Below are 24,326 nucleotides of genomic sequence, written 5' to 3' on the forward strand. Positions count from 1 at the left end.
TCAGTTCCTCGGGCGCACGGTTACCGTTGGCACCACGGACATGCCGGGACCGATGGCCACGTCCTTCGGCCAGTTGTCGACGACGATCTTGACGGGCACGCGCTGTGTGACCTTGACATAGTTGCCGGTCGCGTTTTCAGCCGGAAGCAGTGAAAAGGCAGTGCCCGAACCGGGCTGGACGGAATCGACACGGCCGCGAAGCACATGATCTGGATAGGCGTCGATCGTCACATCGACGGGCTGGCCCGGCCGCATGTCCGTCAGCTGGGTTTCCTTGAAATTGGCCGTCACCCAGATCTCGTCGGGCACGAACATGGAGACTGCCTGCCCAGCCTGGACATATTGCCCTTTCGAGCCACTGAGTTTGACGACACGGCCGGGCTGCGCGGCCGTGATCGTCGTGTAGCTCAGATTCTGTTCCGCCGCTTCAACCTGGGCTTCCGCCTGACGCAGATTGGCGACGGCGCTGGCCCGTTGCGCTTCGGCAGCTGCCTTGTTCTTGACCGCCGAGGTGACGCTTGCCTGCGCTTGAGCGGTACTTGCTCTGTTTTGCCTCAATGTTGATGCTGCCTGCTGTGCGGCCTGTTCCGAACCGGCGCCGCTTTTGACCAGCTGCTGCTGCCGGTCGTTTTCATCCTGTGCATATTGAAGGGCCGCTTCTGCAGAGGTTTGCTGTGCCTTGGCCTCGTCGATCGCTGCGGCTGCCGCTGCAATCTGCGCTTCGGCGTTGGAGATCGCTGCCTTTGCGACACCGACCTGGCCGTGGGCCTGATCCAGTGCGATCTGATAGTCGCGGGGGTCGATCTTGACGATGATCGCGCCGGCGTCGACATGCTTGTTATCGGAGACGGGAACATCCGAGACATAACCCGATACCTTGGCAGCGACCGAGAAGCTGCGGGCATCGACAAAGGCATCGTCCGTTGTTTCATAGGGATGGAAATAGATAAGCCAGATGAAATAGCCGACGGCAGCAAGAACGATCAGGGCAAGAACGATAAGTATGGTCGCTATCGGATGGCGCCGGATAATGGAGGGACGCTTCTCAGCTTCCGTTTCGTTCTTGACCTCCCGGTCCGGTGCTTCGTTTTTTGCAGGACCGGAGGACTGATCTTGCCCGGCGGCGGCGCGCTGGTTCTGGGGCACGGCAATGTCTTTCATTATGAAAACCTGAAACCAACGCCGGATCATCGGCTTCGGTTCCGGTCAAAATGCCGCAAGACCTCCTAGAGCAACTGTAGCTGAGGAACAATTCCAGGTGGCGAAGGTTAAGCCAACGCCGGGCGACCTCTATGGATCAAGAACATGACCTATTCCACCACACGCGCCTACACTTCGATCGTGGCGCCACCTCTACGCTCGATCCCGCTTCATTTTTCAGCCGGCTGCTTTATCGGGGCACTGCTGACGGACATCACCTATTGGCGAACGGCAGAGATGATGTGGACCAATTTTTCCGCCTGGCTCCTGGCATCGGGACTGTTGCTCGGTGGACTGGCCGCCCTCGCCGCGCTCGTTGACATCTTCATCGGCCGGCTGCCGCTACGCGGCGTGGGATGGCTTTATGTCATCGGCAACATCGCAACTTTCCTGGTGTCGCTGTTCAACGCCTTCATTCATAGCCGCGATGCCTGGACATCCGTCGTGCCGACAGGGCTGATGCTGTCGGTCGCTGCAACCGCGCTGATCGTCATCAATGCCTGTCTCGGCTGGGTTGTTCTGCGCCAGCACATCGGAGGGCTCGAATGATGACCCGGTCTTTTGCCCCTTCCGGCGCTTTGGCCTTGTTTCTTATGTGCGGCAGCTGCGTGCTTACGGCCTGCAGTGACAATGAACCGAATCCGACAAGCGAAATCGGCCCAGGTCCAAAGCTGCCGGAGCAGTCGCAATATCTCGTCCCACCGATGCATGTCGCTTCGGTCATCGGATGGAAGGAAGGCGAAACGCCGAAGGTCGCGGACGGGCTGCGGATCAAGGCGCTGGCAACGGATCTGAAGCATCCGCGCTCGGTCTATGTGCTACCGAATGGTGACGTCCTGGCAGTCGAGTCCATTGCGCCTCCGGCTGCATCGATCAAGCGGCCCAAGGATCTTATCATGGGCTGGATCGAATCCATGGCGACCTCGGGCGGTGGTTCCAGCAACGAGGGCAGCAATCGCATTACGCTGCTGCGCGACGCCGATGGAGATGGTATTGCCGAGGTCAAGGACATCTTCCTCGACCATCTCAATTCGCCCTTTGGCGTGGCCCTCGTCGGCAACGATCTCTATGTCGCCGATACCGATGCCATCAGGCGTTATCCCTATCAGCAAGGCGAGACGAAGATCACCGAACCCGGCGTCGTGCTGACCGAGCTCCCCGGCGGGCCGATCGACCATCACTGGACGAAGAGCCTCCTCGCCAGCGAAGACGGCAACACGCTCTATGTCGGCGTTGGTTCGAACAGCAATATCACTGAAAATGGCATCGAGGCAGAGAAGAACCGCGCCGCCATTCTGCAGGTCGACCGCCAGACTGGCAGATTCAGGATATTCGCCGATGGGCTGCGCAATCCCAATGGCCTCAGTTGGGAGCCACAGACCCATATGCTCTGGACGGTCGTCAATGAAAGGGATGAACTTGGCCCCAATCTTGTTCCCGATTACATGACATCGGTCAGGGATGGTGGCTTCTATGGCTGGCCATACAGCTATTACGGCCAGAATATCGATCCGCGTGTCATGCCGCAGAGGCCGGATCTCGTGGCCAAGGCGATTGCCCCCGATTATTCACTGAGCTCGCATGTCGCACCGCTCGGCATGGCCTTTTATACGGCTGACAACCTCCCGGCCGAATATCGAGGCGGTGCTTTCGTCGGCGAGCATGGAAGCTGGAACCGCCACGAATTCAATGGCTACAAGGTCGTTTTCGTGCCTTTCCAGAATGGCAAGCCGAGCGGCAATCCGCAGGACATCGTCACCGGCTTTCTTCAAGGGGAGGACCAGGCACATGGCAGGCCCGTCGGCCTTGCCGTCGACAGATCCGGCGGGCTGCTGATTGCCGATGATGTCGGCAACACCGTCTGGCGTGTGACTGCAGCAAAGTAGGTCGCCGAATAAACCTTTTCTCTCGGGGGCGGCCTTGCCGTTCACAAGGCTGGCGATATCCGAAAATGCTCTCGCGCATTTCGGCGGGACAGGAGGTAATACGGTCTTGCGAAGACGGTCCAGGATATCGCAAGTCGTTCGACTGACATCTCGAAGCGGCGGTCGGTTGTGTCAAATTTAAATGCTGGCAAATAGACTGCCAGCTATGGTCCTGCCGCATGCACTGTCTTGCATGTCATGTCAGGGGCGCAAGTTTGGCACGTTCGATCAGTTATTCACCGGCTATCCGGCTTGATTCAGGGTGGGGTCAATCCAGCCATTCGTTTGAAAAGGCGAGGCTTGCAACGGAAATTGGCCGCTCTCCGGACCGGACCGTCAACGATATGATCGTTCTCTCTCCGGCTGGCAGTTCATCACGTGCGATATCCACCAGGATTCGTGCCATTTCCCTGAGTACCTCGGCCCGCGACTCAAGTTCCGTTCCCTCATTGTCCCGGATCGGGCCGTCACCATTGTGAAGGTCAAAAAAATATCGGGCCATCTGCTCCCACCATCAGAATATTTCACCATGAAGTGCCGGCTCTCGAATTTGTTCCCTTTTTCTACCCTGTTGGAATATAATCTGTTTTCAGTCGCCGCCTTAGATAGCGGGAGCCGTTCGTGATCGAGCCGCTCCTTCTCAATCTTGAAAGTCACGATGTCCTCTCTGCTGCCGAAATCGAGCTCTTGCGCTCTATTTTCGGTCGCGAAAGATCCGTGGCCGCGGGCGAAGACCTCGTCTCCGAAGGAAGCCGACCCAATCATTCCACGCTGCTCCTCGACGGATTTGCCGCCAGGTACAAGGTTTTGGAGGACGGCACCCGGCAGATCACCGCGCTGCAAGTAGCCGGCGATTTCGTCGATCTTCATGCCTTTCCGCTGAAGGTCATGGACCACGGCATTCTCGCGATTTCGAATTGCCGTGTTGCATCGGTGGATCACCAGGAACTCAAGGCGATAACCGAGACCAATCCGCATCTGACAAGGCTGCTATGGCTTGATACGCTTGTAGACGGCGCGGTGCACCGCGAATGGATTGTTGCGATGGGCCGTCGCTCGAAGAAGGCGCATATCGCCCATCTTATCTGCGAGCTCTATGTTCGGTTGCGAACGGTACACAGAACGAATGGGCCGAGCTTTCAGCTGCCATTGACACAGAACGCCATGGCGGATGTTCTGGGCGTTTCCCTCGTTCATCTGAACAAGACGCTGCAATCGCTGCGGAAGGAGAAGGCCTTCACCTGGGAGGGCAGAGTGATTACCATCATCGACTGGGACAAGCTGCAGAAGATTGCCGGCTTTGACGCCGGCTATTTGTCGCTGTCAATCGAAGCGCGGTAGAAATGTCTTTATTGACGACGTGTCAGGTCCAACATGGGAACGCATCATGATCAGCCGCCATATCAAACCTCGCGACGAAGCGTTGACGTCGGATGATCTCGCCACATGCCAGAAAGTGCTGGATATTGTGAAGGCCGAATTCGGGCTTGCTGATGACGATGAGGAAGTGAGCCGCTCGGCTGCCATCATCATCGAACTCTACCGCCAGGGCGTTCACGACGAGGAACAACTGAAGACGTTGGTCTTTGCGACGCGCGGCAAGATCTGAGGCCGGCACGTCTTCAATGTGGATGGATAGATCTGGTTTGCCATCCGCCCAAATCCTACCTTTATGGCGCGACATAGGCGCCTACTTTTGTGATTGAAGCCCGCAGGTGCTGTTGCCAACCCGCCCGCATCAGGAGGTCTTATGAGAAGTTTGATTTTAGCGGCTGCCCTCTTGCTCCCTACGGCTGCCTTTGCGCTGGACGCCGTAGAGGTCAACGCGCGCGACCATTCCTGCCGCGAGCTTGCACAAATTATCCAGCAGAAAAAGGCCGTGTTCGTTCGCATGGGCCTTGGAGGCCGGAGCTTCCGTTCCCCGCCGGCGCGATGCCAGTTGGGCGACAAATACAGCGTGGCCAGAGTGCGCGCAGCTAACGGGGAAATGTGCGTGCTCGACTACGAGTGCGTTTACGACCCGCAATCCTTCTACAACCGCATTCCCAAATAGTGCTTTTTATCGCTCTGCCGCGGCTGCGTAGACGACCTGAAGCTCCATCTGTACCGCATCCATGAACAGGGCGGCCTGCCGCGAGAGTTCAGCATCGCTGCAGCCCTGTTCTCTCAGATTGGCTGCGAACCCGGCCATCTCCGTCCGCCAGAAGCGGTTGGCGGCCTCGCCGTGAAGGTTCTGAAGGGCCTCGGCACAGCGTCTGATATCGGCTGTGCGTCGGTCGGCGGGAAACTGCAGAAGCGGCATGCTATCTCCGTCATTGCTGGGCGAATCGCCAAGTGTCCCGCAGAATGGCTATGAGTTCTTCACAAGTGGTGAAGCCGATCGCGGAGACATGACTCCTCAGATACTGCTCGATTATCGCATGGCACCCGACATCACTGAAAATTGACAGGATGCAATCTGGCGGCAGTCGCGGCCACGCCAGGCTATGTTAGAGTTCTCGACATAACGCAGTGATGGGAAGTGATGATGCTGACGACACTTGCGATACTCGCGAGCCTGTCCGGCGCTGCCGCCACGATCGCGCAATCAAGCCAAGACGAAGTCGACGTCGAGTTGGTGCTGGCCGTCGATACGTCGCGCTCGATGGACTATGAAGAGGTCCGCATCCAGCGCGAGGGCTATGTGGAGGCGCTGCGGCATAAGGAATTCCTCGACGCTGTGAAAGGAGGGCTGACCGGGCGGATCGCCGTCAGCTATTTTGAATGGGCCGGGTATGTCGTGCCCGGTTCCGTTATCGACTGGCAGGTGATCGAGACGGAAAAGGATGCGATGGATTTTGCCGACAAATTGGAGGCGCGGCCGATTGCCACCCAGCGCCGCACATCCATATCCGCAGCGATCGTTCAAGGCGCAACGATGCTTGCGGCGAGCCCCTTTAAAGGAAATCGTGAGGTGATCGACGTTTCCGGCGACGGTCCCAACAATTCCGGCGATCCCGTCACACCCGCACGCGATGCTGCTTTGAAGGCGGGCATCATCATCAATGGACTGGCCATCATGTTGCGGCCATCTGACGTGCCCGAAGGGCTCGACAAATATTACGGTGATTGCGTGATCGGCGGCCCCGGCTCCTTCGTTCTGCCGGTGCACAAGATCGAGGATTTCGCCGTTGCCGTCCGCCGGAAGCTCGTCTGGGAAGTAAGCGGACTCGAGCCACCAGCACAGATCCGCAGAATTGCCATGAACCAGCCGACCACGGATTGCCTTGTTGGCGAAAAGCTTTGGCAGAATTTCTTCGACCGCTAGTCGCTCACTCCGCAGATCATCGCGACGCCTGCAGTTTTGTGGCCTGGTTCAGCCGCGGCAGAACTTCCCGTGCGATAGTCTCGAGATCTGTGAGAGCCTTGCGCCCATTGACCAGCAGGTTGAACGCGACGTGGTGAACGCCGAGATTGCGCAGGGCTCGGAGTGCGGCGAGCAATCCTTCTGGTCCGGTTCGATATCCGAGTGCGATCTCGTCGACATGGTCTGATGAGGCATCCACAAGATCGAGGGCCATCGCCTGACCCATACCGCGGAATTCGGTGGTCGTGCGCTGCACCGCTCCATGCCACAGCGCTATCCGATCTTTCTGCGCGCTAAGGGGGCGGTGGTAGGTCATCCAGGCGCCGGCGTTTCTGGCGATCCATTCGAGCGATTGCGAGGACGAACCGACGGCCACCAGCGGCACCCGCCGCCCGCTGCGGGGGCGGATCTCGAACTGGTCCTCGCCGGTCCGTGAGCCAGCATGGCCCTCAAGCGCATCGCTGAGTACGGCCCAGTTGGACCGAAACAATTCGCGCCGGTCGTCAACATTGCGGTCGAATGCCGCAAATTCCGACGGACGGTCGCCGGAGCCAAGTCCGAGAACGAACCTGCCCGATGACAGCACTTCCATCGACAGGGCCGCTTTGGCGATATGAAGCGGATGACGCAAGGGCAGAACGATCGCGCCGGTCGCTAACGCGATCGAGCGGGTCGATGCCGCCAGTGCACCAAGCAATACCCACGGATCGGAATGACCGACGGGATCCGGATAGGTGGGACTGTTCAAGGGGACGTCGCGGACCCAGATTGCGGAGAAGCCAAGCTCATCGGCGCGACGGGCAAGCTCCAGCTGAAGGCCGAAGTCGATGTCGCCCCGTTCTCGCTCCTGCATGGGGAGTACGACACCAATTGTCAGCCGTGAATCTTCAAAGAGCATCGGTCATATCCAGCGCTACCTGCCTGCACTTGGGTAATGCTGACGAGCTTTGCAACAGGACGTGATGTTGCGGCTACCAGAGGGCGGCGGGTGCGCTTGCAAAAAACTGCTCGAGAGCGGAAGCGACCGCGGGGGCGACGGCCACGATCTCCTCGTGAGCGGCGAAGACAAGCAGCCCCAGCATTGAAATCGCCGATCCGACTTCCAGGGCAGATATCGGGTTGGCCGGGAATACTGGAAGGCTGGTCGTTAGAGTGACAACAGATGGCCGGATCGCATTTTTTATATTGTCGTTTGCGGGATGGTGCAGGCGGAGAGGACGTGGGTATGCGAGGCGGGATTTACTGCATATTCCGGGGTAGGTTTCGCAGACTGAGCTAGACATCGATTTGCCCCTGAGCGGCTTTGAAGGATCGTGAGTTCACGTGGGGCTTCGGTGGGCCTCCTTCAACTATACTCATGGATAGGAAACTGCCTCATAAGCAGCCAATGGGCTGCTTATCTATGCGTTTTATGCATGGGTGAGCTGTAGTCTGAACGCTACTCATTTTCGCGGCCCCATATTATATATTTCTCATCAAAGCGAACGAAGCGCCGCTACCTGGCAGCTGTCGCTGGACCCACGGAAAGGGGATTGCAATGAGCATCGCACGCACCTTCAATAACTGGCGCAAGTATCGTCAAACGGTTGCTGAGCTTGGCCGTATGTCGAGCCGTGAACTGAACGACCTGGGTATCGCTCGTGGCGATATTCGTGACGTCGCACGCGCGGCTACCGGCCGCTAAGACCCAGTTTCCATTGATGTCAAACGCGCTCGCCCCATGAAGGCGGGCGCGTTTTTTGTATCATATAAGCTCTTCTTCTAACGCATAGCGCATGGCAGCTTTGCAAATATATGCCTAGAAGGCCGGCAGCGATCGGCCTATATTCGAAGTCAACGAAGCGATGAAACTCCTCCCTCGTCGCTTTGTCCGAGACGCGGCTTACCTCCTCCCGAGCCAGCGTCTACGTGGCGGCATCCTCCTCCCGTCGCCACGCGTGATAAGGGCGTCTGCTGGATCTCCTCCCCCGGCAGACGCCTTATTGTTTTCGGGCCATAGCTCAGTCCCCAATAGTCTCGGCAAGCTCTATCAGTGCGTTGCAGGCATCATGCACGGTCCGTGCAGTCGCAGGCTGAATTGCAGCAACTGGGGATGCACTCATTTTTTGGCTTGGAAGCGGCTGGCTCCTGGACCGATACTGGTGGTTGTCGATCACGTCCCGTCAGTTGGAGGCACATCCTTTGGCGGTTGCCGCGACGGGCGACCGGGTGCGATCGGATCGCTTGCCGGGAATGTTTCCTCGAGCGACTCCTCGAGAAAGTCGTCCTGCTCCTGTGCGGATGTATCTGTCCTGTTATGCTTGTTGGCAGTTTCGACAGGTCTGATCATTTCAATCCCCTTGATGCGTAATCTCACCAACTTAGCAAGCCTGGCGGGAGGTCGGCACTAAACTGTCGGATAGGGGCGAGCTGTAATGTGCTTCGGATCAGCGATTCCGGAAGACTGTGCAGGCAACACCGGCCGAGCGGATCGTGCTGCAAAGCTTGGTTGCTTCGGCTCGTGTCTCCCGACCGATTCTCGCGGCATAGCGTGGACGATAGCCGAAGTTGCCGCCCCTCTGGCGCACGATCAGGGCGCGTTCGGCGTTCAGCGGTTCCGGAAGCTTTGCCAGCGATATGGTGAAGAGCCGGTCAGCCACGGACGGATTGTAATGGGCGGCAAGCTGTACGCCCCATGGCGCCCAGTCGGCCGATCCCGTCAGGACCGGCTCGTTCATCTGCCGCGTCTCTGCAAGCGCCACACATGCCTCGCGGAACGCCATGCCGTCGCGCAGCTCAGGCGCAGCGGCTTCCGGAGGGCTGTCCCGCCAGGTCTCGACGGTCTGCCCGGTAATTGCGAACACATAGTCGCGGGTCTCGATCGGCAGGCGGCCGGAGGAAAGAAACCGGCTGAGGCCGGATTCTCCGGCATTGTAGGCGGCAGCTGCAAGTCCGAGATTGCCGAAACGAAGCCTGAGTTCGTCAAGGTAGGCGGACGACGCTTTGAGCGCCTGGACGACATCGAAGCTGTTTTCCAGCGCTCGCATCCGGGCTGTGCCCGGCATGAATTGCGCGATGCCCTCTGCACCCTTCGGACTGACCGCTTCCGGGCGGAACAGGCTTTCGCGCCAGATCAACCGGGCAAAGAAGGCAGGCGGAATGTTATGGGTTGCTGCGAAACGGTCCATGACGGCGCAGAGATCGGCATTAAAGTGATCTTTTCGAATGCAGAGCGTCTGCCCGTCCTCGGCGTTGCCCCGGTAAAGGCAAGCCGGTTCGGGAACGGATGGCTCGGCCGCGCTGACCGCGGACGCCATGATAACCCACACGGCAGAAACCAGCGCCGTTGCCGTCAGGCCTATGCCCATCTCATCATCGCCAAACCTTGCCTGACAGCATCGTCGCGGTTTTCGGGCGAGACGGCAAGCTTCCTTTGTCAGCCCGCGGCCTAGGCCACGGGCGACGGGTTTCAGTGCACGACCGTCAAGATCGCAATGCCGGCTTCAGCCGCCGCACGGCGAATGGCGTCCTGCAGCTCACCGACATCGATCTGTCCCGTGATCGCATCGACGCAGGCCTTGACGGCCACGACATATTCCTCACCGTCCTCGGACGGCCAGTCCGCTATCAAAACCTCAGCGGCGTCTCTCAACGTCCTGAGGACCCTGTATTTTTCCCGGCCACCCAGCATCAGCACCAGTGGGGGAAAGCGTTCGTATGTGTTCCATTCCATTACACTTGGTCTCCCCAACGTAAGGATATTGGTAACGTTGCAAGAACCATACCGATCGCGTGTGAAAATCGTGCATCCGACAGATTTAGGGTTGTGGGTCGAATTTCACGTGTGGATCATGCACAAAATGGAGCGTGAAACTCAAGTTTTTATTGCGTCCCGTTTTTGCCTTCGCTAAACAGGGATCGTTATTGGCCGAAGATGATCCGGCCACGTAAGCGTTAACGTCACTCAACGCGTATGATCGAACGGCTTTGCGGCTTCGATCTGCGCGACTGTGTCCTGCGGATCGTTTCCCGAAGCCCCGGAAGGACATAATGGATAACAACCAATCCGCACATCACCCGTTCCCAGCACCTGCTATCGAACGGGTGCGCCATGAATTGCGCCGCCGTTCGCTGATTGTCCAGAGCGTGGCCGATATCGCGCCCGGCATGCGGCGCATCGTGCTGAAAGGCGATGATCTTGCCGATTTCATCAGCCTTGCACCGGATGATCACATCAAGATCATCCTGCCCGGCGTCGGCGGCGCCGAGGAACGTCGGGACTACACGCCGCGCCGCTATGATAACGCCGCCCGCAGCCTGACAATCGACTTCGCGCTGCACGAGGCGGGTCCGGCCACGCAATGGGCGATCGACGCCCAGCCCGGCACGCCTCTTGAGATCGGTGGCCCGCGCGGCTCTGCCGTGGTTGCCGGCAGCGTGAAGAGATGGTTTCTGATCGGCGATGAGACGGCGCTGCCCGCCATCGGCCGGAGGATCGAAGAGAGCGGTGCCGACACGACCATAACGGCAATCGCCGCGGTCGCAGATTCCGGAGAACAGCAATCCTTCCAGACATCAGCGGCACTCACGATCCGCTGGATCTACCGTCCTCTTTCCGATGCAACGAATGCCGAACCGCTGATTGCTGCTCTGGCCGGGATCGACATCCTTCCCCAGACATTCGTCTGGATTGCAGCAGAGGCGTCGGTGGTGCGGGCAATCCGTGCCTATCTCGTCGAAGAACGCGGCTATCCGCTGAGCTGGATCAAGGCCTCAGGTTACTGGGTCAAGGGCAAGGCCGATACGACCGAAAAGTTCTGATAGCCGAGAAAATCCTCGGCTTCGCCATATCGCTCCAGCCGGTCGGCTGGAGCGGCCTGGCAAGACCCTCATTTGAACTCTGCGGTGGAACCTCGAACGAATGCCGGTGTTTTCTGAAAAAGGAGATGCGTCATGGGCACGAAGGATACCAACGCCAAAGCCGAACAACGCCGTCCGAGGGATGTCGGACCGATTGCGGAAACACCAGATCGTGCAGACAGGGAGTCCATTGCCCCGCCGACGATCCAGCCGCCAGGCGCAAGGGATGAAAGCGAGCGGCCGATCGTCGATCCGATCACCGGCGTTGCTCACTGACGAGAAGACGCCGGCAGATTGGAGCGGTTGGAGTTAACAGAATGGCTAGGGACAAAGAAGAAGCAATTCGGCAGCGCGCCTACGAGATTTGGGAGCAGGAGGGCCGACCGGAAGGAGCGGCGCTTCGGCATTGGCTCCAGGCATCCGACGAATTCAGCGACGATGACGAACACGAGACGATGCAGGAATTGATCGATGAGGACGATCGCGACGATGCTGCTTTGCTCCAAGGCGCCGGTGAGAGCGGAGACATTCATACGCGCCGCTAGTCGCGCATAGGTAGATTACTTCTCGGTTCGCTCCAGTAGAATTCGGGCTTCCTCGAAGCGGCGCTTTCGATCGGCATCATCTTCACTCGGCGAATAACAGGTATTCGACACGCAGAACCGCGCGAGATGATGCGGCTTGTCGGCTTTGTCGAATTCGCACTCGAACTCGTCGGTCATCTCTCCCGGTGCGGTCCCCGGTCGCGTCGAATAGGTCATGCGGACGCCCGGTGGCTTGAGTTCCGGGAAAGATTGAACGGTGCCGATCAAAAGCTGATCGCTCATGAAGAAGCCTTTGGCGACTGACTGACATGTCGCCTCCAGATCCGGAGATTGCGCGAAAGCTGGCGCTGGAAACAGGATAATGCCGAATAATACTAGATGTTTACGCAAGCGCGTCTCCTCATTGTATCGTTCTGAGTGAGGTAGCGCCGATACGGCAAAAACAAGTGGGGCCATCAGGCGGCGCCGGAAAAATCTTCCGACAGCAGGCCGAGCAATTCACCGCGATCGCGCACACCGAATTCGAACCAGTCGACCAGCGCTTTCGCCTTTGCCATTCCGAGATTGCTGCTACGGCCGCAACGCGCGGCGGCACACCATTCCTGGTGAATGCCGTCGAGAAAATTCATCGTCTCCGACGTCAGGACTTCTTTCGGCCAAACCGTTCGCGTCATTGCCTTGCTCCCTGGTGCGGGGCACACACTAGATGACCTATGGTTGAGGGCAATGGCGAGAATGCAACACTGACGGATTAGTTGTCGTCGGCCCGTGCGCCGTCGCGCAACAGAAAAGCGGCAGGCGTTGAGGCCTGCCGCTTATCGTAGCGCGTTCTCCGTGAGAGGCTATCAGGCTTCCAGCCATTTCACCTGTTCAGGCGTCAACTTGATGTCCAACGCCGAAAGGCTGTCTTCCAGTTCTGCGATCGTGCGCGGCCCGATCAGCGGAATGACCGGGAAGGGTTTGGCGATGACATAGGCAAGTGCGATATGGATCGGATGCCGGCCAAGCTCCTTGGCAAGCGCGATCGCGCGGTCACGCCGTTCGAAATTGCGATCCGAATACCAGCAGCGCACGATCTCCTCGTCGTCACGCTTGTCGCGGCCGGCCCGGTCGGTGAAGAAACCGCGGCCCTGGCTCGACCAGGCAAAGTTCGGGATCTGCTTTTCGTTCAGCCAATTTTTCCACTCGTCATCGGAGGCGGCAACGCAGCCGGCCCAGATCGGATCGAGCATTTCGGCAAGCGAGAAGTTGTTGGAAAGGGCGGCGGGCGCTGCCTTGCCGTTCTTTCTCGCATAGGCAATCGCTTCGTCGAAGCGCTCGCGCGTCCAGTTCGAGCCACCGAAGATGCCGCGGATGCGGCCGCGCTTGACCTCGGCATCCATGGCATCGACGAATTCACCGACAGGTACGTCGGTATTGTCGCGATGCATGAAGTAGATATCGACATAATCGGTCTTCAGGCGGTTGAGAGACTGGTCGAGCTGCTTGCTGATGACATCAGGATAGCAGAGCGGCGAATGGGCGCCCTTGCCGATCAGCACGATCTCCTCGCGTGGTACCTGCCGGCTTGTATGCCAGTCGCCAAAAATGCTCTCCGTCTTGCCGCCGCCATAGACGAAGGCCGTATCGAAGACATTGCCACCGGCTTCAAAAAAGGTGTCGAGCGTCAGCGAGGCGGCTGCGAAACTCGGGAAGAATTCGAAACCGAGGGTGACGACCGAAGCGGGTTTGGAAATGCCGGGGATCTGGCGCTGCGGAATGGAGCTGCCGCGCCGGACGGCGTCGCCGGCAATGTTCACGGTGCGCTTGGCGGCTTTCTCGACACCATATTCGAGGCCAACCGAATCGCGCCATTGGTCGAGCACCTTCAGATTGTTGATCGAGTCCGCCCAGCTCATGCCGGGTGAGCGGAATTCCTTCTCGCCGGCGCGGATCGCGTCACCGGCAGCATCCGCTTCGAAAGAGTAAAGCCAGCGGTCTTCCTTGACTTCGATTGTTTCCTGCTCGCCATTCTTGAAAATCTCGATCTTGCCGACCCCGCCCTTGTGACCGGAGGCGAACCAGAAATCCTTCACCTCGATACGGCCCTGCGAGCCGATGATGCGCAGCACATTGTCCTGCTGCGCCATGATCGAGCATGAGACCTCGGCTATGATTTCGTTAGGGAATTTGAGTACGGCCGACGCCCATTCATCGACACCGGACTGGCCGAGATGGGCGACACCCGAAACCTTTTCCGGATCGAGGAAGGGTTTGCCCGCCGCCGCACCCGCGATCAGCCGGGCCATGGAAACGGGATAGCCCCCGACATCGAGAATGCCGCCGCCTGCCGTTTCATTGGCAAACAGGCGGTGTTCCGGCCTGTATGTCCCCATGCTGAAGCCGAAGCTCGAGCGGATGATGCGGATTTCGCCGATCACGCCGCTCTTGACGAGTTCTACCAGCTTTTCGGTCTGCGGATGGACGCGATACATGAAGGCTTCACCGGCAAACACACCGGCCTTTTTCGCCTCATAGTAGATTGCCTCGGCATCATAGGCTGAGAGAGCGATCGGCTTTTCGACCAGCACATGCTTGCCGGCGCGGATCGCCTTGATGGCCCATTCGGCGTGGCCGGTATGCGGCGTGGCGATATAGATCGCGTCGACCTCGTTGTCCCTTAGCAGTGCTTCGTAACCATTGACGATACGCGCGCCAGGAAAGCCGTCGGCGAGGCCCGGCTTATCGGGATTGCGGGTCGCGATGGCCACGAGCTTGCCGGTGCGTGAATGCGCGACGCCATCGGCAAAGGTGCGGGCGATAGTGCCGGGGCCGATAATGCCCCAGCGGATCGGATTATCTGAAGTCATGACTATCCTCTTTCGTATTTCAGTCTTGGGATCACGTTATCGAAGCCGCTTGCCGGCGGTATCGAACAGGAAGGTGCGGGCGGCGGACAGCGACACCGTCAGCCGCTCGGTCTTGCCGAGGTTGCGGGATTCTGGCTGTTCTATGATGAGTTGGTCGCCGCCGAAATTTGCGTAGATGTAGCTGGTGTTGCCGAGGTGCTCGGCGACATCGACGGCAACCGTCAGGTCCGCTTCGCCCCGACCTGCCTCACCGAAATGCTCCGGCCGAATGCCGAGTGTGACCGATGTCCCCGATTTGATGGACGGGTCGTGCAATGGTACCTCGAGGCGCACCATTTTGTCGTCCGCAAGCACGACCGTCGCTTTGCCCGCCTGTATCTCGGCGACCTCGGCCTTGAGGAAATTCATTTTCGGCGAGCCGACGAAGCCGGCGACGAACTGGTTAGCCGGATCGTCATAGAGATCGAGCGGCGCGCCGATCTGTTCGATATTGCCGGCGCGCAGAACGACAATCTTGTCGGCGAGCGTCATTGCCTCCGTCTGGTCATGTGTCACATAGATCATCGTCGTGCCGAGCTGCTTGTGCAGCCTGGAGATCTCGACGCGCATCTGCACCCGCAGTTCCGCGTCGAGGTTCGACAATGGCTCGTCGAAGAGGAAGACCTGTGGTTCGCGCACGATGGCCCGGCCGATTGCGACGCGCTGCCGCTGGCCGCCGGATAGCTGCTTCGGCCGGCGTTTCATCAGTTCAGTAATCTGCAGGATCTCTGCGACATGGCGCACACGCCGTTCGGTATCTGCCTTCGGATTGCCATTCATACGCAGGCCGAAGCTCAGGTTCTCCTCGACGGTCAGATGCGGATAGAGCGCGTAGGATTGGAAGACCATGGCGATGCCACGGTCGGCCGGCTCGACGTCGTTGACAACACGGCCGCCGATCTTCAGTTCACCGCCGGTAATATCCTCAAGGCCGGCGATCATGCGCAAGAGCGTGGACTTTCCACAGCCGGAGGGGCCGACGAAGACGACAAATTCGCCGTCCTTCACGTCGAGGTCGGCGCCGTGAATGATTTCAAGCGCGCCGTACCGCTTGACGATATTGTTGAGTAAAAGCTCTGCCATGGGCCCCTCGATTATTTGATAGCGCCGGCCGCAATGCCGGCGATGAAGTGACGCTGCAGGGCCACGAAGACGACGAGTATCGGTGCCGTCAGAAGCACTGCACCCGCCATGATGCCGCCCCAGGAAACCTTGGTGAGGCCGATCAGCACACCGAGTGCGACAGGAGCCGTCATCATGCCCGGCTTCGAATTGATCAGCAGCGGCCAGAGATAATTGTTCCAGGACGCGAGGAAGAGGATAATCGCCAGTGCCGCAATGGTCGGGCGCGCCAGTGGCAATGCAATGCGCAGGAAGATCTGCCACTCCTTGACACCCTCGACGCGGGCCGCATCGAAAAGGTCATTCGGCATCATGGAAAAGGATTGCCGCATGAAGAGCACGCCGAGCGAATTGAAGAGCGGCGGCACGATGAGTGCGATCCAGGTATTGGCGAGCTTGAACTCACGCGCCACCATGATGAATTGCGGAATGACCACGACGAAATAGGGAAGCGTGATCGTGCCGAGAATGATGGCGATGACAAGCGAACGGCCGACGAAGCGGTAGCGGGCGAGCGCCCAGCCGGCCATGGAGGTCAGCATCACCGACAGGACGGTATAGACGGTGGCGACGACGATTGAGATCATCATGGCGCCGATGAAGTTCGTGTCCGCCTGCAGGTTCTGGAAGTTCGCGACAAAATTGGTCGAGGGCCAAAGTACGATCTGCGGGCTGAAAATGCCGTAATCCGGCATAGTCGAGAAGACGAACATCATCCAGAGCGGAAAGAGCCAGATGATCGCGAGCGGCAGGAGGAAAGCGTGCAGGGCAATCTTGCGCAGGAGAAGCGATTGCGACTTGGATCTCATTTCGGTTCCCTCCCGACCCAGAGATTGAGAAGCGAGATCACCACTGCGAGTGCTGCCATCGTATAGGCAATCGCCGAAGCGTAGCCGAAATTCAGCGAGGTGAAGCCCTGGCGATAGAGAAGCAGGCCCAGTGTCTCGGTGCCGCCGCCTGGGCCACCGCGATTGGTGATCAGGAAGGGCTCGGCGAAGAGTTGCATCGTGCCGATGACCGACAAGACCACGCAGAAGAGGATGATCGGCTTCAGGAGGGGCAGGGTGATGTGGAAGAATTGCTGCAGCTTGCTGACGCGATCGAGCGTTGCCGCTTCATAGACATCCTCGGGGATCGATTGCAGGCCAGCCAGAATGATGATGGCGTTGTAACCCGCCCATCGCCAGGTAACGGCGATAATGATGACGACCATGGCGGCATTGGCATTGTCGAACCAGGAAACGGGGGCAAGACCGGCTGCGCCGATCAGCTTGTTGATGATGCCGAAATCGAGATTGAACATCAGCCTGAACACCGCTGCATAGGCGACTTCGCCAACCACGACCGGCGCAAAAAAGGCGAAACGGAACAGGGCGCGCGCTTTCAGAAGCGGCGAATTGAGCAGTACGGCCATGATGGTTGCCAGCGTAATCATGACCGGCACCTGGATGACCAGGATGATGAGCGTGTTATAGACGGCGTTATAGAAGGCCGGGTCGGCGAAGAGGCGCCCCCAATTGGCCTGCAGGCTGAATTTCCACGGATTGATGCGTGTGTTCTGGAACGAAATCAGAAATGAATTGATGATCGGCCACACCCAGAAGGCGGCGAAGACCAGAAGATAGGGCGCTAGGAACGCATAGGCGCTCCGGTTTCTGATCGGCATGGTACCTCCTTACCGAAACGAATGTGCCTGCCGCCTCCCGCGGCAGGCGAGGCCGGGCGCTTAGGCACCCGGCTTGCCATTCATTGAGCGATAGGAAGACCCGTCGCCGAGGCGATCTGTTTGGCGGCGTCGTCGAGAGCCGCCTTCGCATCGGGATAGCCGCCGGCGAAATACTTTGTCTGCGTCGTCTTGTAGATTGCATCCGCGTCAGTCTGGAAGGCCGTGCCACGGCTCGGCACGATCTTCGGCAGGGTAGCGAGGATGTCGGCCCAGATCTTCTGGCCGCCCCAATAGGGCTGCGGCTCGTTGACGAAGGGATCCTGCACGGCCGACAGCAGCGACGGCACGAGGCCGAACGACTTCAGCATCGTGACCTGGCCCTCATTGGTGGTGAGTGCGTATGTCAGATACTTGAAGGCTGCTTCCTTGTTCTGCGAATTGGCATTGATGGCGAGCGAAGAGCCGCCGAGGTTGGCAGCATGCGGGCTGTCCGCGCTCATACCGGGCATGGCGTAGACACCCCATTTGCCCGACAGATCGGGAGAGCCGGAACGGATCGTGCCTTCATACCAGCCGCCGAAAACCTGGCTTGCGACTTTGCCGGCGGTGTTGGAGGAGATCTTTTCGTCCCAGTTTGCTGCCGTCAGCGTGCCGGCATCCTTCATCGCCTTGACTTTTTCCAGCGTCTGGACGCAAGCCGGCTGGTTGACGGTGATCGACTGGCCGTCGGTCGAGAAATAGCCGCAGCCCTGTTCGTTGGCGAGCATGCGGAACCATTCGCTGTCGCCGTTGAAATCGGCCTGGCCCATCAAGACGCCGGGATTGGCTGCCGAGATCTTCTTGCCGGCGGCAATGAAATCGTCCCAGGTTGCAATCGACTTCGGATCGACACCGGCCTTTTCGTAGTAATCGCGACGATAGAAGACGGTAACCGGACCGGAATCCCACGGCATGGCATAGGCGACATCGCCGATTTCAAGCTCGGTGCGCTTGAAATCGGGGAATTTCGACTGCATGTCGGCGTTGTAGCCGAGATCCTTCAGATTGGCGAAGCAATCCGGGAAACGGCTCCAGAAGATTTCCGCCTCGAAATTCTCGATCGTCACGATATCGGGAAGGCCGTCGCCGCCGGCGGCGCAGGCGGCGAGCGTCTTGTCGAAGACCTGCTGGTTGCCGAGATCCTGGACATCGACCTTGATGTCCGGGAACTGCTTGTTGAAGCCCTCGATCGTCGATTTGAGAGCGGAAGCTGCGACGTTCCAGCTCCAGATGGTAAGCGTAGCGGATTGCGCATAGGCAGATCCGGATGCAAGCAGCACGAGCGCTGTCGTTGCCGTTATGAGTTTAGAGCGCATGAAAATCCTCCCTTTTCAATTGCTGTCGCTGTGCGAACGTGGCTAATCTAACGCGGCGGAAACGGCTGTCTCATAAAAAGGGAATATCGAATTGGCGGAAAGTAAGGTCGTCGGCAAACCTGTTTACCAGCCTGGTGCGAGCACCATTGAAGGCATGCCGATGGCGCTTCAGATGTTTTACGCCCATCCGCCGGTCATGGCGATGCCGCACTGGCATGCGCAGGTCGAGGTCAATTATATCATGCGCGGCGACGTTCACTACCGCATGAATGGCCATGAAGTCAGCCTCAAGGCCGGTCAGATGTGCTTGTTCTGGGGCGGGCAGCCGCATCAGATGGACGAATCCTCCGATGATTCTCTCTATGCCGGCGCGCATTTGCCGCTCGTTTATTTCTTCAAGATGCGCCTGCCTCCGACCATAGGCACCCGTCTGATGAAGGGGGAGATCCTGCTGACATCTGCGACCGATGCGGCCGACGAGGCAAATTTTCCGCGTTGGTATGACTATGCCAGGTCCGGCGACCCGCGGAAAACGCAGCATGCCGTTGACGAATTGCTTCTGCGCATCGAGCGGATTGCCTTGGATTCCTACTCGATGACGCCCGACGATAGCGCCGACGAACTTGAGCAGCCCAGCGCACATTTGTCCCGCAGCGTCGCTCGCATGTGCGACTTCATCGCGAGCAATTTCCTGCAGGATATTGATACGGTCGAAATCGCCCGCGCGGTCGAGCTCCATCCGAAATATGCGATGAACCTGTTCAAGAAAACGACCGGCATGACGATCAGTAAGTATCTCAATCTGCTGCGTCTTTCGCATGCCCAGGCACAGTTGATGGGCGAGGGCTCGAATGTGCTTCAGATCGCGATGGATAGTGGGTTCGGGTCGATCAGTGCATTCAACAAGTCGTTCCGGAATATTGCCGGCATGTCCCCATCCGACTTCCGGCGCGATATACGCTCAGTGATAGGAAACATCTCCGTCGCCGGTTGAGATGCCGTTCGATCTGCCTCTCGGAACCGTTCGCGCGATTGGAACGAGCGACAACCTGGAATGACTATCCGGTTGTCAGAGAGGACTTCAAAATGACAACCAGCCAGGATGCTTTTCGTGTACGCATTACCGGCGGTGTGCAGGGCGTCGGCTATCGCGCCTGGGCCCGCGGTCAAGCCCTGCAGCTCGGCTTGACGGGCTGGGTGCGGAATGAGGCCGACGGCTCGGTCAGCGCTCTGATTGTCGGCTCCCCAGTCGCCACCGGTTCCATGCTTGAGCGTTTCTGGAGCGGTCCCGCCGGTTCCTCCGTATTGGAGGTGAAAACAGAGGAGGCCGCTCTCGACGAGGTGCCGAGCGACTTTCGTATCGTCCGATAAGATCAGGAGAACCTGTGTTCCTTCGCGGCGAGCGGCGAGGCGAATTGCATTTCTCCGATCTTGATCGGCCGGTCGCCATCCGTTCGTACGACAAGCGTCTGCAATTCCGGTACATCGAGATAGACTACCGTGTCGGCACCGAGCCGCTCGATATGGCGTACCTTGCCCTGCCACTTTCCTTCGATCGATGAGAGCGCGATATGCTCCGGCCGGATGCCGTAAGTCCGGCAATTCTCCCGCGCAGCGATCTCTCCGTCGAACAGGTTCATCTTCGGCGAGCCGATGAAGCCGGCGACGAAGGGGCTGGCCGGATTGTTATAGAGCGTCATCGGCGTCCCGACCTGCTCGATCTGGCCGCCGTTCAGAACGACGATCTTGTCGGCCATCGTCATCGCCTCGACCTGGTCATGGGTGACGTAGATCATCGTGGCACCGAGCTTGGCATGAAGCTCGGTCAACTCGATGCGCATCTGCGAACGCAGCGACGCGTCGAGGTTCGAAAGCGGCTCGTCGAACAGGAAGACCTTGGGGTTGCGGATGATCGCCCTGCCGATTGCGACGCGTTGCCGTTGTCCACCCGAAAGCGCCCTTGGTTTGCGCTCGAGCAGATGCGAAAGCTGCAGGATATCGGCCGTCTGCTTCACCCTTTCGGCGATTTCCGCCTTTGGGCGCCTGGCAAGCGACAGGCCGAAGCCGATATTTTCCGCCACGGTCAGATGCGGGTAGAGGGCATAGGACTGGAAGACCATGGCGATACCGCGCTCGGATGGTTCGGCATCGGTCACGTCCTTTCCGTCGATGAAGACCTGCCCCGATGTTGTCGTCTCCAATCCCGAGATGATGCGGAGCAGCGTCGATTTCCCACAGCCGGACGGGCCGACGAAGACGCAGAACTCACCCGGCTCAACAGTGAGATCAATGCCCTTCATGACTTCCAGGCTGCCAAAATTCTTGCGGACACTTTCGAGAACAACTGATGTCATGGCCTATCCCTTGACTGCGCCGGCAGTCATGCCTGCAACAATCTGGCGGTTGAAGAAGATGAAGACGATCAGGGGCGGAATGGTTACCAGGAGGATGTTCATGAACAGCAGGTTGAACTGGGTCTGGAACTGGCCCTGGAAGTTATAAAGCGTCAGCTGCACAGTCACGTTCTCGCGGCCCGGCAGATAGTAGAGCGGGTTGGTGAAATCATTGAAGATGGCAATAGACTGGACGACAATGACAGTCACGGTGACGGGCTTCAAAAGCGGCAGAATGACGCGAAAGAAGATTTGGAACGGCTTTGCCCCGTCGATGATCGCAGCCTCATCGAGATCCCGCGGAATGGTTGCGATGAAGCTGCGAAACAGCAGAACCGTGAAGCCGAGGCCATAGGCGACCTGGATCAGCACCATGCCCGACAGTGTCTTGAAGAGGCCGAGCAGCTGCAGTACCCAGATGGTCGGAACAATGGCCGGCGGGATCATCAGGCCGGCGAGCACACATCCATAAATGACCGTATTCCAACGCGAGGGGCGGCGCTGCAGCACGTAGCCGACCATCGCCCCGAACAATACCAGCAGGCTGACGGCCGCCACGGTGATAACGGTCGAATTGAAATAGGCGAGCAGCAGCATGTAGTTGCGGGTCTGCACGACCTCCATGAAATTCTGCCAGAGCTGCCACTCGGCCGGCCAGCTGAATTTCAGCGCAGCCGCATCCTGTTTCGTCTTGGCCGCCGTTACGAAGATGAAGAGGAAAGGCAGCACGAAGATCACGCTGCAGGCGGCCAGTGCCGCAACCCCGGTATAAAGCTGGCGGCGGCTCATAGGTCCACCTCCTTGCGATTGAACCAGGCCGTCAGTGGCAGGACGATGAGGCCGATGAGCAGGAAGAGGATCACGTTACCGGCCGTCGAAAGGCCATAGAAGCCTGCCTGGTATTGTTTGTAGATGACGCTTGCGAGAACATCAGAGGAAAAGCCCGGCCCGCCGCGGGTCATTGCCCATATCAGGTCGAAACTTCTGAGCCCGCCGATCAGCGAGAGCGTCACGACGGTCACTGTGGCGGGGCGCACCAGCGGGACCGTGACACGGAAAAACATCTGCGTACGGGTCGCGCCATCGATACGGGCGGCTTCATAATAGTCCGGGCTGATTGAGGCGAGCCCGGCAATATAGATCACGGTCGCAAGGCCGATGCCTTTCCAGAGATCGACGAAGACGATGGAGTAGAGCGCAAGAGCCGGATCGGTCAGCCAGCCGGGGCCGTGGATGCCAATGGCTGCAAGCGCGACATTGATCAGCCCGCGGGTCGGATGCATGAGCACCGAGAAGGTGATGCCGACGCCGATTGTCGAGACAAGAACCGGAAAGAAGATCACGGTGCGCAGCAGGCCTTGTCCCCACAGGCCTGAGGTCAATAGCACCGCGAGAAGGAGACCAAGGACGGTTTTCGTGCCCGACGTCAGAACCGCATAGATGATCGTGTTGACCAGGCCCTGGATCAGGAAGGGCTCGCGGAAGAACTGCCGGTAGTTCTCGAGACCGATGAACTGCGTGGTGAAGAGATCCCAACGTGTGAGACTGAACCAGAAGGATGCGATCGTTGGCACCAGGAAGAGGACGGTGAATATCACCGCCGCCGGCAGTACGAACCAATAGGGATAAGGCGACTTGCGTGTTGTCATGCGGACACCGTGAAGCGTCCCCCACTCAGAGCTCAACGCGGTGAGCGGGGGAGCGGCTGGAAGGTTACCAGTTCGGCAGGCCAAGCTGCTTGGCCTGCTTCTCGACATCCTGATCGTAGAGAGCGGCTGCGTCCTTGGCAGAGCGTATGCCGGTCCCGACCTCGACGGTAATCTGCTCAAGCGCCGGTCCCTTCACCGGCGACAGGAATTCGAGTGCCGGACCATTGTGCCCGTCAGCATTGAAGTAGGGCAGCATGTCGGAAACGACCGGCGGAATATCCTTCGGAAGTTCGCATCCCTTGACGAGATAGGGACCTGAGGGAACGGCTTTCGCCATCAGATCGCAGGCTTCCTTGGAGCCGACGAAATCAAGGAATTTCTTGGCCTCTTCCAGGTTTTCGGACTTGGCGGAAGCATAGAGCGCCGAGGGCATCCAGACGGTCAGGCCGTTCTTGGCAGCGTCCGTCCCGGGTTGGGCAAAGAAGCCCAGGTCCTTCAGGTTGTCAGGGAAATTCTGCTGGATGGTGCCGATGCCGAAGGTGAGATTCGGATAGTGCGCGGCTTCTCCCGTGGCCACCATCCGCATACCGTCGTCAAAGGTGGCCGCGCCGAAGTCCGCATTGAGGAACCCGCCTTTCGCAACCTCCTCGAGATGTTCGAAACCGCGCAATGCGGCAGGTGTCGTGGCATATTTGATCTTGTTGGCTGTGTAGTCGCTCGCGAAGTTCGGAACCTCGGCCTGAACGTTATAGAAATCCGCCAGCACGAAGAGCTGCGACGTCCAGGTCGTGCCGTAAGTCTGGGCCACGGCTACCTTGCCGGCTGCCTTGATCTTCTCGTTGTTGCTCATGAACTCCGCCCAGGTCTTCGGCGGGGTGAGGCCGAGATCGGCGTAGATCTTTCTGTTATAGAAGATGCCGCCGCCCATGGCGGGACCAAAAGGAAGGCCGCGAACGTGGCCGTCGGGGCTGGTGACGACCTTCTTGAAACTGTCGAGAATGCCAGCTTCAGACGGAAGGTCAGAAAGATCTGCGATCGTCTCCTGCGGCTTCAATGCCTGGAAGAGTGAACCGCTATTATACTGAAAAATATCAGCCATTTCGCCCGTAGCAAGCCGGGTCTTGATGATGTTATCACCCTCAGAGCCACCGGCACGCTGTTCGACGTCGAATGTGACGTCCGGATGCTTTTCCATATAGGCTTTGGAAACGGCATCGAACGAGGCAATGGATTCCGGATTGGTATCGATCAGCACGCTGAGGGTCACATCTGCATGTGCCACTCCAGCGGCAAGAGCCATGATGCTGGCTGCAAGGATGCTGCACTTCGTCATTCGCATAGTCATTTCCTCCTCTTGAAGACCGGAATGCGTTGGGCTGATTGCCCGCGGATCGAAAA

Annotated in this window: 28 protein-coding genes and 1 pseudogene; 12 read left to right on the forward strand and 17 right to left on the reverse strand. The window is 58.8% G+C overall.

Annotation, left to right across the window (positions count from 1 at the left end; genetic code table 11):
• Entirely contained in the window at positions 1 to 1,161 is a 1,161-nt protein-coding gene (locus LVY75_03220) for an HlyD family secretion protein (GenBank protein ID XAZ20988.1), read from the reverse strand.
• A gap of 144 nt (positions 1,162 to 1,305) precedes the next feature.
• On the opposite strand from LVY75_03220, the gene LVY75_03225 reads away from it, so the two are divergent.
• Together LVY75_03225 and LVY75_03230 are read left to right on the forward strand one after the other, a co-directional pair.
• Positions 1,306 to 1,749, forward strand: a complete 444-nt coding sequence (locus LVY75_03225) for a DUF2231 domain-containing protein (GenBank protein XAZ20989.1) — start codon at positions 1,306 to 1,308, stop codon at positions 1,747 to 1,749.
• Positions 1,750 to 1,793: 44 nt separating this feature from the next.
• Positions 1,794 to 3,086, forward strand: coding sequence for a sorbosone dehydrogenase family protein (locus LVY75_03230; protein XAZ21305.1), 1,293 nt, complete (start codon positions 1,794 to 1,796; stop codon positions 3,084 to 3,086).
• 307 nt (positions 3,087 to 3,393) lie between these two features.
• Here LVY75_03230 and LVY75_03235 read toward each other — a convergent pair whose 3' ends face one another.
• Complete coding sequence (locus LVY75_03235) at positions 3,394 to 3,627, reverse strand: hypothetical protein (GenBank protein XAZ20990.1); 234 nt, start codon at positions 3,625 to 3,627, stop codon at positions 3,394 to 3,396.
• Between the two features lie 119 nt (positions 3,628 to 3,746).
• Here LVY75_03235 and LVY75_03240 point away from each other — a divergent pair, with 119 nt between their 5' ends.
• From LVY75_03240 to LVY75_03250, 3 genes are all read left to right on the forward strand, one after another.
• The gene (locus LVY75_03240; GenBank protein XAZ20991.1) at positions 3,747 to 4,466 is read left to right on the forward strand and encodes a Crp/Fnr family transcriptional regulator; all 720 of its coding nucleotides are present in this window, start codon (positions 3,747 to 3,749) and stop codon (positions 4,464 to 4,466) included.
• 46 nt (positions 4,467 to 4,512) lie between these two features.
• On the forward strand, positions 4,513 to 4,734 hold the full coding sequence (locus tag LVY75_03245; GenBank protein XAZ20992.1) for a hypothetical protein: 222 nt from the start codon (positions 4,513 to 4,515) through the stop codon (positions 4,732 to 4,734).
• Between the two features lie 141 nt (positions 4,735 to 4,875).
• The gene (locus tag LVY75_03250; protein ID XAZ20993.1) at positions 4,876 to 5,178 is read left to right on the forward strand and encodes a hypothetical protein; all 303 of its coding nucleotides are present in this window, start codon (positions 4,876 to 4,878) and stop codon (positions 5,176 to 5,178) included.
• 6 nt (positions 5,179 to 5,184) lie between these two features.
• Here LVY75_03250 and LVY75_03255 read toward each other — a convergent pair whose 3' ends face one another.
• Positions 5,185 to 5,427, reverse strand: a complete 243-nt coding sequence (locus LVY75_03255) for a DUF6074 family protein (GenBank protein XAZ20994.1) — start codon at positions 5,425 to 5,427, stop codon at positions 5,185 to 5,187.
• Between the two features lie 225 nt (positions 5,428 to 5,652).
• Between LVY75_03255 and LVY75_03260 the strand changes: the two genes are divergently transcribed.
• On the forward strand, positions 5,653 to 6,432 hold the full coding sequence (locus LVY75_03260) for a DUF1194 domain-containing protein (GenBank protein ID XAZ20995.1): 780 nt from the start codon (positions 5,653 to 5,655) through the stop codon (positions 6,430 to 6,432).
• 16 nt (positions 6,433 to 6,448) lie between these two features.
• Here the strand turns inward: LVY75_03260 and LVY75_03265 are convergent, their stop codons facing one another.
• Positions 6,449 to 7,369, reverse strand: coding sequence for a TIGR03571 family LLM class oxidoreductase (locus LVY75_03265; GenBank protein XAZ20996.1), 921 nt, complete (start codon positions 7,367 to 7,369; stop codon positions 6,449 to 6,451).
• A 639-nt stretch (positions 7,370 to 8,008) separates the two neighbouring features.
• Between LVY75_03265 and LVY75_03270 the strand changes: the two genes are divergently transcribed.
• A complete protein-coding gene (locus LVY75_03270) occupies positions 8,009 to 8,155 on the forward strand; it encodes a DUF1127 domain-containing protein (GenBank protein ID XAZ20997.1) in 147 nt (48 codons plus the stop codon).
• A gap of 742 nt (positions 8,156 to 8,897) precedes the next feature.
• On the opposite strand, the gene LVY75_03275 is transcribed toward LVY75_03270, so the two are convergent.
• Together LVY75_03275 and LVY75_03280 are read right to left on the reverse strand one after the other, a co-directional pair.
• Positions 8,898 to 9,818, reverse strand: coding sequence for a lytic transglycosylase domain-containing protein (locus LVY75_03275; protein ID XAZ20998.1), 921 nt, complete (start codon positions 9,816 to 9,818; stop codon positions 8,898 to 8,900).
• Positions 9,819 to 9,919: 101 nt separating this feature from the next.
• Positions 9,920 to 10,183, reverse strand: a complete 264-nt coding sequence (locus LVY75_03280; protein ID XAZ20999.1) for a DUF982 domain-containing protein — start codon at positions 10,181 to 10,183, stop codon at positions 9,920 to 9,922.
• A gap of 317 nt (positions 10,184 to 10,500) precedes the next feature.
• Between LVY75_03280 and LVY75_03285 the strand changes: the two genes are divergently transcribed.
• From LVY75_03285 to LVY75_03295, 3 genes and pseudogenes are all read left to right on the forward strand, one after another.
• Entirely contained in the window at positions 10,501 to 11,271 is a 771-nt protein-coding gene (locus LVY75_03285) for a siderophore-interacting protein (GenBank protein ID XAZ21000.1), read from the forward strand.
• A gap of 132 nt (positions 11,272 to 11,403) precedes the next feature.
• The gene (locus LVY75_03290) at positions 11,404 to 11,586 is read left to right on the forward strand and encodes a hypothetical protein (GenBank protein ID XAZ21001.1); all 183 of its coding nucleotides are present in this window, start codon (positions 11,404 to 11,406) and stop codon (positions 11,584 to 11,586) included.
• Between the two features lie 41 nt (positions 11,587 to 11,627).
• Positions 11,628 to 11,837, forward strand: a pseudogene (locus LVY75_03295) (DUF2934 domain-containing protein).
• 33 nt (positions 11,838 to 11,870) lie between these two features.
• Here LVY75_03295 and LVY75_03300 read toward each other — a convergent pair.
• The 7 genes from LVY75_03300 to LVY75_03330 form a co-directional block, all read right to left on the reverse strand.
• Positions 11,871 to 12,245: a hypothetical protein gene (locus LVY75_03300; GenBank protein XAZ21306.1), complete on the reverse strand. Its 375-nt coding sequence runs from the start codon at positions 12,243 to 12,245 to the stop codon at positions 11,871 to 11,873.
• A gap of 65 nt (positions 12,246 to 12,310) precedes the next feature.
• Positions 12,311 to 12,529, reverse strand: coding sequence for a hypothetical protein (locus tag LVY75_03305; protein XAZ21002.1), 219 nt, complete (start codon positions 12,527 to 12,529; stop codon positions 12,311 to 12,313).
• A gap of 171 nt (positions 12,530 to 12,700) precedes the next feature.
• Complete coding sequence (locus LVY75_03310) at positions 12,701 to 14,704, reverse strand: aldo/keto reductase (protein XAZ21003.1); 2,004 nt, start codon at positions 14,702 to 14,704, stop codon at positions 12,701 to 12,703.
• A 36-nt stretch (positions 14,705 to 14,740) separates the two neighbouring features.
• On the reverse strand, positions 14,741 to 15,826 hold the full coding sequence (gene ugpC / locus LVY75_03315; protein XAZ21004.1) for a sn-glycerol-3-phosphate ABC transporter ATP-binding protein UgpC: 1,086 nt from the start codon (positions 15,824 to 15,826) through the stop codon (positions 14,741 to 14,743).
• 11 nt (positions 15,827 to 15,837) lie between these two features.
• The gene (locus LVY75_03320) at positions 15,838 to 16,674 is read right to left on the reverse strand and encodes a carbohydrate ABC transporter permease (protein ID XAZ21005.1); all 837 of its coding nucleotides are present in this window, start codon (positions 16,672 to 16,674) and stop codon (positions 15,838 to 15,840) included.
• Positions 16,671 to 17,531 carry a sugar ABC transporter permease gene (locus LVY75_03325; protein XAZ21006.1) on the reverse strand — a complete coding sequence of 287 codons (861 nt, stop codon included), beginning with the start codon at positions 17,529 to 17,531 and terminating at the stop codon, positions 16,671 to 16,673. The genes LVY75_03320 and LVY75_03325 overlap by 4 nt, the downstream gene beginning before the upstream one ends.
• A gap of 80 nt (positions 17,532 to 17,611) precedes the next feature.
• Positions 17,612 to 18,886 (reverse strand): ABC transporter substrate-binding protein, encoded by a 1,275-nt coding sequence (locus tag LVY75_03330; protein XAZ21007.1) that lies wholly within the window; start codon positions 18,884 to 18,886, stop codon positions 17,612 to 17,614.
• An 85-nt stretch (positions 18,887 to 18,971) separates the two neighbouring features.
• On the opposite strand from LVY75_03330, the gene LVY75_03335 reads away from it, so the two are divergent.
• Both LVY75_03335 and LVY75_03340 read left to right on the forward strand, forming a co-directional pair.
• The gene (locus LVY75_03335; GenBank protein XAZ21307.1) at positions 18,972 to 19,880 is read left to right on the forward strand and encodes a helix-turn-helix domain-containing protein; all 909 of its coding nucleotides are present in this window, start codon (positions 18,972 to 18,974) and stop codon (positions 19,878 to 19,880) included.
• Between the two features lie 92 nt (positions 19,881 to 19,972).
• Positions 19,973 to 20,257 carry an acylphosphatase gene (locus LVY75_03340; protein ID XAZ21008.1) on the forward strand — a complete coding sequence of 95 codons (285 nt, stop codon included), beginning with the start codon at positions 19,973 to 19,975 and terminating at the stop codon, positions 20,255 to 20,257.
• Between the two features lie 2 nt (positions 20,258 to 20,259).
• Here LVY75_03340 and LVY75_03345 read toward each other — a convergent pair whose 3' ends face one another.
• The 4 genes from LVY75_03345 to LVY75_03360 all read right to left on the reverse strand — a co-directional run bounded on the left by LVY75_03345 (position 20,260) and on the right by LVY75_03360 (position 24,267).
• Positions 20,260 to 21,240 (reverse strand): ABC transporter ATP-binding protein, encoded by a 981-nt coding sequence (locus tag LVY75_03345; protein ID XAZ21009.1) that lies wholly within the window; start codon positions 21,238 to 21,240, stop codon positions 20,260 to 20,262.
• 3 nt (positions 21,241 to 21,243) lie between these two features.
• On the reverse strand, positions 21,244 to 22,068 hold the full coding sequence (locus tag LVY75_03350) for a carbohydrate ABC transporter permease (protein XAZ21010.1): 825 nt from the start codon (positions 22,066 to 22,068) through the stop codon (positions 21,244 to 21,246).
• Positions 22,065 to 22,928 carry a sugar ABC transporter permease gene (locus tag LVY75_03355; GenBank protein ID XAZ21011.1) on the reverse strand — a complete coding sequence of 288 codons (864 nt, stop codon included), beginning with the start codon at positions 22,926 to 22,928 and terminating at the stop codon, positions 22,065 to 22,067. The genes LVY75_03350 and LVY75_03355 overlap by 4 nt, the downstream gene beginning before the upstream one ends.
• Positions 22,929 to 22,992: 64 nt before the next feature.
• Positions 22,993 to 24,267: an extracellular solute-binding protein gene (locus tag LVY75_03360; GenBank protein XAZ21012.1), complete on the reverse strand. Its 1,275-nt coding sequence runs from the start codon at positions 24,265 to 24,267 to the stop codon at positions 22,993 to 22,995.
• Positions 24,268 to 24,326 lie beyond the last annotated feature (59 nt).

The organism is Sinorhizobium sp. B11, assembly GCA_039725955.1.
In the GTDB taxonomy this organism is placed as follows: domain Bacteria; phylum Pseudomonadota; class Alphaproteobacteria; order Rhizobiales; family Rhizobiaceae; genus Rhizobium.

Bases quoted from the DNA above. Each gene is read 5' to 3' on its own strand.
- LVY75_03220 (XAZ20988.1), bottom strand. From the start codon at position 1,161: ATGAAAGACATTGCCGTGCCCCAGAACCAGCGCGCCGCCGCCGGGCAA.
- LVY75_03225 (XAZ20989.1), top strand. From the start codon at position 1,306: ATGACCTATTCCACCACACGCGCCTACACTTCGATCGTGGCGCCACCT.
- LVY75_03230 (XAZ21305.1), top strand. From the start codon at position 1,794: ATGTGCGGCAGCTGCGTGCTTACGGCCTGCAGTGACAATGAACCGAAT.
- LVY75_03235 (XAZ20990.1), bottom strand. From the start codon at position 3,627: ATGGCCCGATATTTTTTTGACCTTCACAATGGTGACGGCCCGATCCGG.
- LVY75_03245 (XAZ20992.1), top strand. From the start codon at position 4,513: ATGATCAGCCGCCATATCAAACCTCGCGACGAAGCGTTGACGTCGGAT.
- LVY75_03250 (XAZ20993.1), top strand. From the start codon at position 4,876: ATGAGAAGTTTGATTTTAGCGGCTGCCCTCTTGCTCCCTACGGCTGCC.
- LVY75_03255 (XAZ20994.1), bottom strand. From the start codon at position 5,427: ATGCCGCTTCTGCAGTTTCCCGCCGACCGACGCACAGCCGATATCAGA.
- LVY75_03260 (XAZ20995.1), top strand. From the start codon at position 5,653: ATGCTGACGACACTTGCGATACTCGCGAGCCTGTCCGGCGCTGCCGCC.
- LVY75_03265 (XAZ20996.1), bottom strand. From the start codon at position 7,369: ATGCTCTTTGAAGATTCACGGCTGACAATTGGTGTCGTACTCCCCATG.
- LVY75_03270 (XAZ20997.1), top strand. From the start codon at position 8,009: ATGAGCATCGCACGCACCTTCAATAACTGGCGCAAGTATCGTCAAACG.
- LVY75_03275 (XAZ20998.1), bottom strand. From the start codon at position 9,818: ATGGGCATAGGCCTGACGGCAACGGCGCTGGTTTCTGCCGTGTGGGTT.
- LVY75_03280 (XAZ20999.1), bottom strand. From the start codon at position 10,183: ATGGAATGGAACACATACGAACGCTTTCCCCCACTGGTGCTGATGCTG.
- LVY75_03285 (XAZ21000.1), top strand. From the start codon at position 10,501: ATGGATAACAACCAATCCGCACATCACCCGTTCCCAGCACCTGCTATC.
- LVY75_03290 (XAZ21001.1), top strand. From the start codon at position 11,404: ATGGGCACGAAGGATACCAACGCCAAAGCCGAACAACGCCGTCCGAGG.
- LVY75_03305 (XAZ21002.1), bottom strand. From the start codon at position 12,529: ATGACGCGAACGGTTTGGCCGAAAGAAGTCCTGACGTCGGAGACGATG.
- LVY75_03310 (XAZ21003.1), bottom strand. From the start codon at position 14,704: ATGACTTCAGATAATCCGATCCGCTGGGGCATTATCGGCCCCGGCACT.
- ugpC (XAZ21004.1), bottom strand. From the start codon at position 15,826: ATGGCAGAGCTTTTACTCAACAATATCGTCAAGCGGTACGGCGCGCTT.
- LVY75_03320 (XAZ21005.1), bottom strand. From the start codon at position 16,674: ATGAGATCCAAGTCGCAATCGCTTCTCCTGCGCAAGATTGCCCTGCAC.
- LVY75_03325 (XAZ21006.1), bottom strand. From the start codon at position 17,531: ATGCCGATCAGAAACCGGAGCGCCTATGCGTTCCTAGCGCCCTATCTT.
- LVY75_03330 (XAZ21007.1), bottom strand. From the start codon at position 18,886: ATGCGCTCTAAACTCATAACGGCAACGACAGCGCTCGTGCTGCTTGCA.
- LVY75_03340 (XAZ21008.1), top strand. From the start codon at position 19,973: ATGACAACCAGCCAGGATGCTTTTCGTGTACGCATTACCGGCGGTGTG.
- LVY75_03345 (XAZ21009.1), bottom strand. From the start codon at position 21,240: ATGACATCAGTTGTTCTCGAAAGTGTCCGCAAGAATTTTGGCAGCCTG.
- LVY75_03350 (XAZ21010.1), bottom strand. From the start codon at position 22,068: ATGAGCCGCCGCCAGCTTTATACCGGGGTTGCGGCACTGGCCGCCTGC.
- LVY75_03355 (XAZ21011.1), bottom strand. From the start codon at position 22,928: ATGACAACACGCAAGTCGCCTTATCCCTATTGGTTCGTACTGCCGGCG.
- LVY75_03360 (XAZ21012.1), bottom strand. From the start codon at position 24,267: ATGCGAATGACGAAGTGCAGCATCCTTGCAGCCAGCATCATGGCTCTT.